Consider the following 12,431-nt stretch of genomic DNA (forward strand, 5'->3'; position numbering starts at 1 on the left):
ACGGGAGCCGCGCAAGGACGAGCGAGCGGTCGCGGCCGGTCCTGGCGGGTTCTTTCCGGTTGGGGTCGCTCCGGGTGGGGTTGGGGCCGTGGCGCTGGTAGTCACTGAAGATCCTTCAGGCCGATGGTCTGACTTGCGTCTGATGAAGTCAGCGCGACCCAGTGAAGCACCTGGCTAGCCCTCACGCAAGTCAGGTACGCTGAAGGGCATGGAGGACCTACGAGACGATCGCGATTCCTGGACGAGCGAAAACTGCTCGGTGGCCCGGGCGATGGACATCGTGGGCAGCAGGTCGACGGTCCTGATCATGCGCGAGGCCCTGCTCGGCACGCGCCGCTTCGACGACTTCGTCCGCCGGGTCGGCGTCGGCGAGCCCGCCATGGCGGCCCGCCTCAAGGAGATGGTCGCCGCCGAACTGCTCGAACGAATCCCCTACCGGGAGCCCGGGCAGCGCACCCGCCACGAGTACCAACTCACCCGCAAGGGCCGCGAACTCCTGCCCGTCATCACCGCACTGCGCAACTGGGGCGACACCTGGGCCGCCACCGACACCGGCCCGTCCGTCGTCGCCACCCACCACGACTGCGGCGAGCCGATCCGCGCGGTGCTCCGCTGCGCCGCCGGCCACGACATCGCGGACGGCGACATCGACATCATCGCCGGCCCGGGCCTCGTCCGGCGCAACTGAGACCTCCGGCCACTGCCAGACCGCCACTGCTTAGGTCGCGCGGCAGCCTCCGGTCCGACAGCTCTTCCTCGCCGCGCACCTTCGCCACACCCGCCGCGGTCTTCACCACACACTTTGCGGCGTTGTCTCGCCTGCCATGTCGCGACCCTGTCGTCTCGCACGCTGTCGCAGCGGACGGGTCGAGCGGTGACAGCATTCACCGGCATTTGTGCAGCCGCAGCGGGGCCTGCCAACTCCACCTCCGATGCCATCAATTTGATCGATCATGGTGACTGAAAGTGTCGTACACCTGTTCTAGTCTCGGGGCATGCTCAAGGAGTTGGCGCAGGCAGACGACGCGATCGCTGCCTGCGTCGATGCCGCTGCCTGGGCCCTGCCGGAACATGACCTGATCGCCGCGCTCGACGCCGCGCACCGTCTTCAGCAACGCCTTGCCGCCGTCACCCTCGCCCTGATCCGTGAGGTCGACGGCCGCGGCATCGCCCGCACCCAAGGAGCCTCCTGCACCGCGGTCTGGTTACGCGAACGCCTGCGACTCACCGTCCCCGCCGCCCGCCGCCTGATCGACCTTGCCACCGCTTTGGACACCGGCAACCCCGGCATCCGACAAGCGCTGGCTGACGGCGCCATAGGCCCTACCAGGCCCGGGTCATCACCGACACCGTCGACACCGTGAACAGGTCGGCCGACGCCGAGACCGCCGACAAAGCGGTCGGTGTGCTCGTCGGCTGGGCCAGCCAGTTCGACCCCACCCACCTGCGCAAACTCGGCACCCGCATCCTCGACCACGTCGCCCCCGACATCGCCGACACCGCCACCCAAGCCGCCCTCGACGCCGAAGCACGCCACGCCACCCGCGACCGCCACCTCACCCTGTCCGAACAGACCGGCGGCCGACTGCGACTCACCGGCACCCTCGACACCGAAACCGCCGCCCTGTTCCGCGCCGCCATCGACCCACTGACCGCCCCGTCCGGACCAGACGACACCCGCTCCCCCGGGCAACGCCGCCACGACGCCCTCGCCGACATCTGCCGACTCACCCTGCGCGCCACCGAACTGCCCGAACACGGCGGCGACCCCGCCCAGATCGTCGTCACCACCAGCTACGACGAGCTGACCCGGCAGCTGAGCAGTGGCGCCCTCGACACCGGCCTCAGCCTCACACCCGAGGCCGTGCGTCGGCTGGCCTGCGACGCCAGCATCCTGCCCGCCGTCCTCAGCGGCGCCGGCCAGGTCCTCGACGTCGGCCGACAACGCCGCCTCATCACCGGACCGCTACGCCGCGCCCTCGTGCTCCGCGACCGCGGCTGCGCGTTCCCCGGCTGCGACCGCCCACCCCGCTGGTGCGCCGCCCACCACATCCACCACTGGGCCGACGGCGGCACCACCAGCCTCGGCAATGCTGTCCTGCTCTGCGGCCACCACCACCGACACCTGCACCACAGCGACTGGACCGTCCGACTCGGAAGCGACGGCCACCCCGAATTCACCCCACCCGCCTGGCTCGACCCCGAACAACTCCCCCGCCGCAACCACTACCACCGACGAACGTAAGAGCACCCAGCCGACGCCAACCAGCCCCTCAAGATGGGCAACCACAACAGCGTGTTCCGGCGACGGGATTTGCTTTCGGTGGCCGGGGCCGGGCCGGCGCTACGTGGACGATGTCCTCGAACGCTCATGGGAGCTGCCATCCGAGGTCATCGAGCCGCTGCGCGCGCATGTTGAGGTGGCGCCCGGCGGGTGGGTCGTGAACGTGTGGCCCGTGACGGCGCAGCTTGCCGTCATCGTGCAGCCTTGGGCTGATGAGCCCATTGATGTCGAATCCGATTCCTGGTTCGTCAGCTCTGCGCAAGTCACTGCTTGACGCGAGTCATCGGGTCATTCCAGCCAGATGATGGCGGCGATGAGCACGAGGCTGGCTCGGTAGAGGGATGCGCCTTTGGCGTATCGGGTGGCCAGGTCGCGCCACTGCTTGAGCCGGTTGAAGCAGCGTTCCACGACATTGCGCTTGCGGTAGACCACCTTGTCGAAGGCCGGTGGTCGCCCGCCGTTGCTGCCGTTCGCGACCGCACGCCTGGCCCACGTCTGCCGGGGCGCACCACTGCCCGCTTCAGGGTGTCGCAAGCCGCCAGGCGCGGACCAGTGCTGGCACGTCGGGGTACCGAGCGGCCGGCGCCTGCCTCGTTGCTCGTTCCACGACCCCGCGCTGCTCGTTGGTGCCCCGCCAGGCCGTTGGTGAATTTGGCCGGCAATCCAGAGGATCGCGCCAGCCCTCCGGCGAATCGAGCAGGTGGTGCAGGGTACGGCCGAGGGCGTGCACGGTGGTCCGTTCGTCGATGACCGAGCCGCGGGCGAACTCCTCCGGCGCCATGTAGCGACGTGAACCTGGCAGCCGATCCGCCGCAAGCACGAACGGGCCGGGCCGGTACTCGTCGAGGTCGATCAGACGTATCCGGCTGGCCGCGAAGTCGTACAGGAAGCAGCCGTCGTAGAGGTCGACCGCGACCAGGCCGACAGCGCTGACGGCGAGGTGGGCGTCGAGGATCGCGTCGAGCGCCACCTCGATCTGCGGGACCGGCAGGTGTTGGAATCGGGTCAGCCCGCTGCGGTCCGCGCCATGCACGGTGGCGTGGTTCAGGACGCTGCCGTCGTACCAGGGGTAGACGAGCGTCGGACCCGCCGCGCCGTGGATCGTCCGGACGGGACGGACGATGGCCGGGTGGCGGACGGCGGCGTGCACCGCGGCGGCCCGGTCGAGGGATGCTCGGCCCTCGACCGTGGTGGCCGTCTTGACGAGCCAGCGGCGGCCCGCCTCCTCGACCCCGTAGGACAGGCATCCGGAGTCCTGGGCGTCGAAGACCACGAAGGCCGAATCGACAGACGGCACGGGCAACCGACCAAATGCCATGGATCCCCCAGGTCGGCGCTCTCAAATGACGCGCAAAGTACCCGTTGTGTTACGAGCTTGTTTCCAAGATGACAGCCAGGTTACGGGTGCTTCTCGATGATCGGTACCGATCCTAGGTTTCGGCCACCGTCATCAGTCGTGGCGGCCGGCACCGAACGTGGAGGCAACGACGTGCCACAACCGAACACACATCGGACCGGACGGGCCAGGTACGGGGTCAGCATGCTGGCCGCCGTGGCGCTGACCGCGGCCGGCCTGACCAGCCTGCCCGCCAGCGCCACCGCCGCGCCGGCCGGCAGTGGGCCAACCGCCCGCTACCTCGTCCAGCTCGCCGAGGAACCGCTGGCCACCTACACCGGCGGGGTTCCCGGGATCGCGGCGACCAAGCCGGCCGACGGGGCCAAGCTGAACCGCACGTCCGGGAATGCCAACGCGTACCGCGATCACCTGCGCCAGCAGCGCAAGTCGGTGCTGGACCACGTCGGCGTGCCAGCCGACCGCACCCGCGTGACCATGGAGACGGCGTTCAACGGCTTCGCCGCCGACCTGACCGGGCCGCAGGCCGCCCGGCTGCGCGCCACCAACGGTGTCCGAGCGGTGTACGAGAGCCAGAAGGTGCACGCCGCCACCTCACACACCCCCGACTACCTGGGCCTGACCGGCAAGGGCGGGGTGTGGAACAGGGAGTTCGGTGGAGACTCCCACGCCGGCGAGGGCGTGATCATCGGGGTCATCGACAGCGGCTACTGGCCGGAGAGCGCGAGCTTCGCGCCGCTGCCCAGCCCGCGTCCCGACCAGGCCATCATCGACGCCAAGTGGAAGGGCACCTGCGACGTCGGCGTCGAAGCGCCGGTCACCTGCAACAACAAGGTGATCGGGGCGCGCTGGTACAACGACAGCGGCATCGCCGAGGCCTTCCCGGACGACTACTCCTCGCCGCGCGACCGCAACGGCCACGGCACCCACACCGCCAGCACCGCGGCCGGCATCCACGGCGTGCGGGCCACGTCGGGCACCCAGGACCTTGGCATGATCTCCGGCATGGCGCCGGCCGCGCGGTTGGCGATCTACAAGGCTCTGTACGACAACGGGGCGGGCGGCGCGACCGGCACCGACATCGACATCGTGCACGCCATCGACGACGCGGTCGCGGACGGCGTCGACGTGATCAACTACTCGATCGGTGACGACACCGAGCGGTTCGGGGCGGTCGACGCGACGTTCTTCAACGCGGCCGCCGCCGGGGTGTTCGTCGCCGCCGCCGCCGGCAACTCCGGCCCGTTCGCCAACACCGTCGACAACTCGACGCCCTGGCTGACCACGGTGGCCGCGAGCACGACCGACCGGCAGAACACCCGGAAGCTCACCCTCGGCGACGGCACCACCATCGCCGGTGTGGGCATGGGCGACACCGGTGTCGGGCCGGCCCGACTGGTCTTCGCGAAGGACAGCGCGATCAACCCGGACGGCGCCTACGGTGCCGGCCTCTGCGCCGACGACACGTTGGATCCGGCCAAGGTCAAGGGCGCGATCGTGCTCTGCCTGCGGGGCGAGATCCCGCGTACCGACAAGAGCATCGAGGTGGCGCGGGCCGGCGGCGTCGGCATGGTGCTGTACAACGACGAGCTGAACTCCCTGAACGCCGACGTGCAGGCCGTGCCGACCGTGCACATCAACGAGGTCGACCTGGCCACGGTCACCGCGTACGTCGCCAAGGGCAACGCCACGGCGACCATCTCGCCGAGCAAGCTGGAGACGGTCGAGGCGCCCGCGGTCGCCGCCTTCTCCTCGGCGGGCCCGTCGAACCTGAATGCCGGTGAGCTGCTCAAGCCGGACATCAGCGCGCCCGGTCAGGACATCGTCGCCGCGTTCTCCCCGTCCATCGGCGGCAACGACTTCGCACTGGAGTCGGGCACCTCGATGGCGGCGCCGCACATCGCCGGCATCGCCGCCCTGCTGCTGGCCAGGCACCCCGGCTGGTCGCCGGCGGCGGTCCGCTCGGCGCTGATGACCAGCGCGGTGGACAAGACCGACAAGGGCAACCCGATCAAGATCGGCACGTACGACGCGACTCCGCTGAACTACGGCGCCGGCCAGGTCGAGCCGGGCAGCGCCTTCGACCCGGGCCTGGTCTACGACTCCAACCAGCAGGACTGGATCCAGTACCTGTGCGGGGTTTCCGCCGACCGTGGCGGCGACTACGGGCTCGGCGACCTGGACGGCTGCGACACCATCGGCGCGATCGACACGGCACAGCTCAACTACCCGTCCATCTCGCTGGGCCGGATGGTGGGCAAGCAGAGCGTGACCCGTACGGTCACCAACGTCAGCGACAAGACCAGCACCTACTCCTCGTCTGTGCAGGCCCCGCCGGGCTACCAGGTCACTGTCATTCCGAAGAAGCTGCAGATCCGTCCGGGCAGGAGCGCCCGCTTCACAGTTGAGGTCACCAACACCGGTGGTGCGTTCGACACCTGGGCCGACGGCTCGCTGACCTGGCGCGACCAGTTCAAGCACGCGGTACGCAGCCCGCTGGTCGTGCGCAACTCCGGGTTGGTCGCCCCCGACGCCATCACCGGCAAGGGCACCTTCGGCAGCGTCCGGATCGCCGCCGAGGTCGGCTACCAGGGTCAGCTGATCTCCCAGCTCTCCGGCCTCACCTCGGGCACCAGCAACGTGGTCACCCTCAAGGGCGACGGGCCGAGCTGGGACTGGAGCACGTCGAACAACCTGCCGGTGCCGCTGCCGGCGTCGATCAGCAGGACCACACTGCACGTGCCGGCCGGGACCCGCAGCCCGCTCGTCCAGGTGACGTCGGAGCGGCCCACCTGCTCCCACATCGACTGGGACGACGAGGAGGGGGTGATGGAGTGCACCGAGTTCAGCCTCAACGTCTATGACAAGTACGGGAAGTTCGTCACCGCCACGGCCAGCGGCCGGGACGGCGCCAAGGTGACCCTGCCGGAGGGTGCCGGGGACTACATCGTGGTCGTCGAGCAGGAGTTCACCGAGAACATCAAGGACGGCGCGAACGCGTACACCGTGACCAGCTACCTGCCGGGCGCGCCGGGTACCTCCACCGGCCGGTTCACCATTGACCCGAAGCAGCGCAGCGTGCGGCCGGGCGCTACGGCGAACCTGACAGTGCGCTGGTTCGGTCTCGCCCCGGGCCAGCGCTACCTCGGGGTGCTGGAGTTCCGCAACGGTGACGGCTCGCTGAAGACCGTGCCGGTCACCGTCCAGTCCTGACCGTGCCGACGGGCCGGCGGACGGGAGTGTGACCCAGGTCACCGCCGGTCCGCCGGCCCACCGTCGCACCGAGCAGAGGTGATCTGCTCGGCCCACGGTGATCGACGGCGGCGAGGACAAGACACGGGGCGGCGGGAGCCCAACTCCCGTCCGCCCCGAACGTCTGCGCGGGCCCGTCGAGTTCGTCGGCCGGGCGGCGGAGCTGGCCCAGTTACGCCGACTCGTCGCAACCCCGCCCTGCCTGATCCTGCTGGAGGGTGAGCCCGGGATCGGCAAGAGCCGACTCGTCGCCGAACTGCTCGCCGAACTCCCCGGGCGGCACCTCATCGGCGAGTGCGACGACGTGCCCGAGCCCTTCCCACTCGGCGTGCTGCTGGACGCGATCCGGGGCGGCGCCGACCGACTCGGTCCGCTCAACCCGGTGGCCGGCGCCCTCGCGCCGCTGCTGCCCGAACTGGCTGACGTACTGCCGGACGCGCCGCCCCCGTTGACCGACCCGGCGGCCGAGCGACATCGCCTGCTCCGCGCCGTCGCGACGGTGCTCGCCGCGCTGAGCCCGGCCACGCTGCTGCTGGAGGATCTGCACTGGGCGGACCCGGCGACCTGCGAACTCCTCGCCTACCTGAGCACCCACCCGGTGGAGGGGCTGGCCGTGGTGCTGACCGCGCGTACGGCGACGCCGGGGAGCAGTACGCCGATCCACGACGCCCTGGCGCGGACTCCCCCGTGGAGCGTCACGCGCGTTGCGCTCAGCCCGCTGGACGCCGACGACGTACGCCGGCTGGCGGCCCGCACCCTGCGCCTCGATGATCCGCCGCAGCAACTGACCGCCACCTTGCTCGACCGCACCGCCGGCATCCCGTTCGTGGTCGAGGAGGTGCTGCGGACGCTCGCCGAGCGGGGCGGCGACCCGTTGGCCGACGACAGTGTCCCGTTCGTCCTGCGTGATGTGCTGCTCTGGCGGCTACGCCCGCTCGACGAGGCCACCCGGGAGGTGCTCGGCGCGGCGGCCGTACTGGGGATGACACCCGATCAGCGCATCCTCGGCTCGGTGCTCAACCTGGACCGGGTGGCGATCGGCGCGGCGTTGACCGCCGCGCACCGAGCGGGCCTGCTGCACGACGCCGGGGACGGCCTGCGGTTCCGGCACGACCTGGCCCGACAGGTGGTGTACGACCTGGTGCCCCGGGAGAGCCGGGAGTGGCTGCACCTGCGGGTGGCGCGGGTGTTGGAGCAGGAGCTGCCGAGACCGGTGGCCCAACTGGCGCACCACTACCGCCGGGCCGGTAGCGGGGCCGACTTCGTCCGCAACGCCGAGGCCGCCGCCGACCTGGCCACCGAGCGCGGCGACGACGCGACCGCCGCCAGCTTCCTGCTCCAGACGATGGACGTCGCCGAGCTGCCCCGGCCGGTACGGGTTCGGCTCGCCGCGAAGCTGGGCCGGTCGGCCATCGACGGACTCAGCCAGGCCGAGGCGATCCCGGTGCTGGAACGGCTGCTCGCCGACCGACGACTGCCGCCGGGCGCCCGAGGTGAGCTGGGTCTGGTGCTCGGGCGGATGCTGCGCCAGCAGGGCGAGGCGCTGCGCGGGTACACCGAGATCGAGCGTGCCGTGCCGTACCTGCGCGCGCCGCGCCGCAAGGCCCCGGCGCTCGCGGTGCTGGCGGCCCCCGACACCGTCGTCGGCCGGCACGTCGACGACCACCTGGCCCGCTGCGCGGAGGCGGAGAGCGCCGCAGCGGCCAGCGGGGACCCGGCGGCGCACCTCGCGGTCCGCATCGCCCGAGCCTCGCTGCTGCTGGAGCTGGGCGACCCGGCGGCCTGGGCGATCATCAAGGAGCTGCGCGCGTCCGCCGAACTGGCCGACCGGCCCCGCGAACACGCGCGAGCCTGCCTGAACTGGGCGCAGGGCGCACTGCACGCCGGCCATCCCGAGCAGGCCGAAGCGTTGCTGGCGGCCGGTCGGGCGCTGGTCGACGAGACCGGGTACGAGCGGCTGACGTCCCTGGTGGAGGCGACCGAGCTGTCACTGGACCGGGCCGCCGGCCGGCTGGACGGGCTCGCCGAACGGCTCCGCCGGCTGGTCGCCACCACCGAGCGGATGCCGGTGACCCTGCTGGACGCGCGAGCCGAACTGGCGACCGTGCTGGCGCTCACGGCCACCGCCGAACGAGCTGGCAGGGAATACGACAGCCCCGTCAGCCGCACCGAGGGATGCGCCGGGCTTGGCGGTGGCAACAGAGGCCGCAACGAGGTGGAGTCGGCCAAGCGGGCGCTGCGCGAGGTGGTCGCCGACGCCCGGCGGGTGGGCGCGGTCTGGCCGCTGGTGCAGGCACTCTCGGCGCTGGCCCGACTGACGGTGGCCGGGCGACCGGACGAGGCGGTCCGACACGCGGCGGAGGCGCTGTCTGTGGTACGCGGAAAGGGCATCCTGGCGTGGGCCGCCGACGCGGTGCTGGTGCTGGCCGAGGCCGCAGCCGCGCAAGGTGAACCGGCGCGGGCCGCGGCGGCCGTCGCCGAACTGGAAGCCGGGATCGCCGGCCGTGACACGCCCCTCGCCCGGGCCGCCCTGCGCCAATGCCGCGACCTCGTCCCGGCCTGAACCGGCCAGACGGATGGTGCGGGTGGGGGACCGCCCGGTCCGTCTCCAGAGGTCTGCGGCATTACCGGCTCGGTCGCCGCGCCGGGTGCCGCGCAACAGCGGCCCGCCCGGTGTCAGCGGACGATCCGCACCACCTGTTCGGCCTGGGCGAATTCGCAGTTCGCCCCCGGACAGGCGGAGATCGACGCCAGCAGCAGCGCCTCGCCGGTGCGGAACGGAACGCCGGCGACATCGGCCGGGAAGAACGCCGACAACGGCTGTGCCTGACCGGTACAGGTCCAGGCAGGGTACTGCGGTTCGGACGCGTAGGCGATGCGGTTGCCGACCGCCTGGGTGATTCTGGCACGCACCTCGCCGGAGGCGCCCTCGTCACAGGTCACCACGTAGTCCAGGCGCACACCGGCGCCCTTGGCCACCAGGGTCACCGAGCTGATCTGGAGGGTGGGGGTGGCGGCGGCCGCCGGAGCGGCGCCAACGAGCACGAGCATCGGCAACACGAGGGCCAGGGTCATCGCGGTCAAGCGGCGGGTGCGTGGCATCGGACGGGCTCCGTCTCCGGGTGGCCCACCCGCCCGGGATGGACGGAGGACGGCGGAGTCATATCATCGACTCCCGTCACTGACTCAGTCAACGGCCCGGACGCGCTGACCTCGACCTTTCGGTCGCGGGCCCACCAGCCCTCCCGGCGGCGGGGCAGGGAAACCGAGGTGGCGGGCCGCCGCCGCAACCTGACCGGCGGCCCGCCACAGTGGATCAGAGGGTGACCTGGTGCACCCGGTCGTCGACGCCGCGTACCGCCAGCCAGGCGCTGCCGTTTGCACCGGCGGCGGCCCCGGGCGCACCCCGGAACGCGTCGGTGGCGAACTCACCGCGCCGGAACCAGCCGCCCCAGGCGCCGTCGGCCAGGTTGCGCTGCCAGAGCCGGTTGTCGGCGGCCAGCGCGAACAGGTAGACCCGGCCGGAGGTGGCGAGCAGGGTCGGGCTGCCGCTGGTGGTGCCGCCCAGGTTGGTCCAGGCCGACCAGGTGGTGCCGGTCCGGCTGCTCCACCACACCTCGTCGGTGCGGCTGCGGACCGCCACGTGCAGCACACCGGCATCGTCGACAACCGCACTCGGCCGACCGTAGAACGGCCGGTTCTCGGGAGCCCCGACGCCGGTCCAGCCGGCGTTCGGCGTACGCGACCAGAGCTTGCCGTCGGCACCGCGGGCGACGAGGGTCCACTGCGTCGGGTTGGACCAGGCCACAGTTGGCGCGTCGGTCAGCGTGCCACCGAGGCTGCGCCACGGTCCCCAGCTGCCGGCGACGTAACTGCGCTGCCAGGCCGCGTTGTCGGTGCCGCGGACGAAGACGTCGAGCCGCCCGTCGGCGGAGCCGTACGCCGCAGGCTGACCGAGGATCCGGCCGCCGACCGGGCCGCCGAGGGAGGCCCACCGGCTTCCCCAGGTCGTACCGGTGCGGGTGTTGAGGGCCAGCGCACCGGAAGCGTCGCGGACGAAGGCGGTGGCGTGCGTGTCGTCCACCCGGACCAGCGCCGGGCTGGCGCTGGCGGTGCCACCGAGGTCGGCGCCGGCGACCTGGTCGGTGCCGGTCAGGCCGAGCATGGCCACCCCGTGCGCCGGCACCTCGACGGTGTACGAGCCGGTGAACGGCTGTATGCCCGGGGTGCCCGGTTGGGCGTCCACGTTGGAGCGGGACCAAAGGTCACGGACCCGAACCGACCCGCCGAGGGCGATGTCGGCGAAGTTCACGGTGATCTGCTGGGCGGTGTCGTGCCGGTTGAGCAGTGCGACCGCCCGCTTGCCGGAGCCGGCGAGCACCTTGCTCCAGACCTGCGCGTCGGTGCCGGTGTCGGCGACCTTGACGCCCTGCCGGACCAGCGGGTCCTGGTCCACCGCGATGATCTCCGGGTTGGTCAGCGCCGAGATCATCTCCTTCGGCAGGCCACGCGGGTCGGAGCCGATCACCAGCGGCGCGGCCATGATGGCCCACATGCCGAGCTGCGTCTTGGACTCGTCCAGGCTCAACTCGTACCCGCCGTCGGGCAGCGGACGCATCGGCAGCAGGTAGTCCGGGTCGTTGTAGTGCCCCGGCCCGGTGGCCGCCGGGTGGTACGCGTTGACGTCCATGTTGCGCAGCACCCACGGGTACGCCCACTGCGGGCTCGGGTCGGTGAGCCCCACGTCCGTGTAGGTCCGCCAGGAGTCGGCGACCGTGGGGGCGTACGTGTAGCTCCAGGTGGAGAGCTGCTCCGGGGTGTACGGGCCGCCGCCCCAATCCGAGCTGACCGGGTTGCAGATGTTGAGCAGCATCGGGCGGGGCGACTGGCGTACCGCCTCGGCCAACTCCCGGAAGGTGGTCTCCGGGTCGAGGCCGGCGGCCCGGCCGCACAGCCAGTCGGCCTTCAGCGCGTCGAAGCCCCAGCCGGCGAACTGGGCGATGTCCGCCCGGTAGTGGCCGTTGCTGCCGAGCCCACACTGCCCCGGCAGGTACGGGCCGGCGTCGGTGTAGATGCCGGCCTTCATCCCCTTGCTGTGGATGTACGCGGCCAGCGCGGCCATCCCACCGGGGAAGCGGGCCGGGTCGGCGACGAGCTGACCGGCCTCGTTGCGCGGGGTGGGCGCGGCCCAGTTGCCGTCGATCCACACGTAGGTGTAGCCGGCGTCCCGTAGGCCACTGGTGACCATGTAGTCGGTGACCGACCGTACTTCGGCCTCGGTGGGGTCGCCACCGAGACCGAAGTAGGTGTTCCAGCCCTGGTACGGCGTCGGGGCGAGGCCGCTGTTGAAGAAGGTCGGCGCGCCCTGGTCCTCGGCGCCGGTGGCCGCCGGAGCGTGACCGGGGCGGCCGGGCCCGTGGCCGGCCTGTGGTGGGTCGGCGTGGGGTGGGCCGGCCATCGCCGGCATCGGGCTGGCCAGGCCCAGGCCGAGCACGGCCAGGGCAGCGGTCAGCGGTCGGTTCAGGCGCATGGAGGTACTCC

The 12,431-nt window shown here is 71.6% G+C and carries 7 protein-coding genes and 2 pseudogenes; 5 read left to right on the plus strand and 4 right to left on the minus strand.

Annotated elements, in window-relative coordinates:
* The first annotated feature begins 208 nt into the window (after nucleotides 1-208).
* The 3 genes and pseudogenes from FB453_RS04460 to FB453_RS04470 all read left to right on the plus strand — a co-directional run bounded on the left by FB453_RS04460 (nucleotide 209) and on the right by FB453_RS04470 (nucleotide 2,558).
* Nucleotides 209-688, plus strand: a complete 480-nt coding sequence (locus tag FB453_RS04460) for a winged helix-turn-helix transcriptional regulator (RefSeq protein WP_145787664.1) — start codon at nucleotides 209-211, stop codon at nucleotides 686-688.
* A 307-nt stretch (nucleotides 689-995) separates the two neighbouring features.
* Nucleotides 996-2,245, plus strand: a pseudogene (locus tag FB453_RS04465) (HNH endonuclease signature motif containing protein).
* 103 nt (nucleotides 2,246-2,348) lie between these two features.
* A complete protein-coding gene (locus FB453_RS04470; protein WP_145787666.1) occupies nucleotides 2,349-2,558 on the plus strand; it encodes a hypothetical protein in 210 nt (69 codons plus the stop codon).
* Nucleotides 2,559-2,572: 14 nt separating this feature from the next.
* On the opposite strand, the pseudogene FB453_RS04475 reads toward FB453_RS04470, so the two are convergent.
* Both FB453_RS04475 and FB453_RS04480 read right to left on the minus strand, forming a co-directional pair.
* Nucleotides 2,573-2,821, minus strand: a pseudogene (locus FB453_RS04475) (transposase); the annotation flags it as partial.
* Nucleotides 2,805-3,581, minus strand: a complete 777-nt coding sequence (locus FB453_RS04480) for a protein kinase family protein (RefSeq protein ID WP_145787668.1) — start codon at nucleotides 3,579-3,581, stop codon at nucleotides 2,805-2,807. The pseudogene FB453_RS04475 and the gene FB453_RS04480, both read right to left, overlap by 17 nt.
* A gap of 243 nt (nucleotides 3,582-3,824) precedes the next feature.
* On the opposite strand from FB453_RS04480, the gene FB453_RS04485 reads away from it, so the two are divergent.
* Complete coding sequence (locus tag FB453_RS04485) at nucleotides 3,825-6,851, plus strand: S8 family serine peptidase (protein ID WP_186718036.1); 3,027 nt, start codon at nucleotides 3,825-3,827, stop codon at nucleotides 6,849-6,851.
* Between the two features lie 97 nt (nucleotides 6,852-6,948).
* The gene (locus FB453_RS04490) at nucleotides 6,949-9,453 is read left to right on the plus strand and encodes an AAA family ATPase (protein ID WP_145787672.1); all 2,505 of its coding nucleotides are present in this window, start codon (nucleotides 6,949-6,951) and stop codon (nucleotides 9,451-9,453) included.
* A 113-nt stretch (nucleotides 9,454-9,566) separates the two neighbouring features.
* Here the strand turns inward: FB453_RS04490 and FB453_RS04495 are convergent, their stop codons facing one another.
* Both FB453_RS04495 and FB453_RS04500 read right to left on the minus strand, forming a co-directional pair.
* A complete protein-coding gene (locus FB453_RS04495) occupies nucleotides 9,567-9,992 on the minus strand; it encodes a hypothetical protein (protein ID WP_112581748.1) in 426 nt (141 codons plus the stop codon).
* Nucleotides 9,993-10,206: 214 nt separating this feature from the next.
* Nucleotides 10,207-12,420: a glycoside hydrolase family 27 protein gene (locus FB453_RS04500; RefSeq protein ID WP_145787674.1), complete on the minus strand. Its 2,214-nt coding sequence runs from the start codon at nucleotides 12,418-12,420 to the stop codon at nucleotides 10,207-10,209.
* Between the last annotated feature and the right edge of the window lie 11 nt (nucleotides 12,421-12,431).

It is taken from the genome of Micromonospora sp. CNZ322, assembly GCF_007827755.1.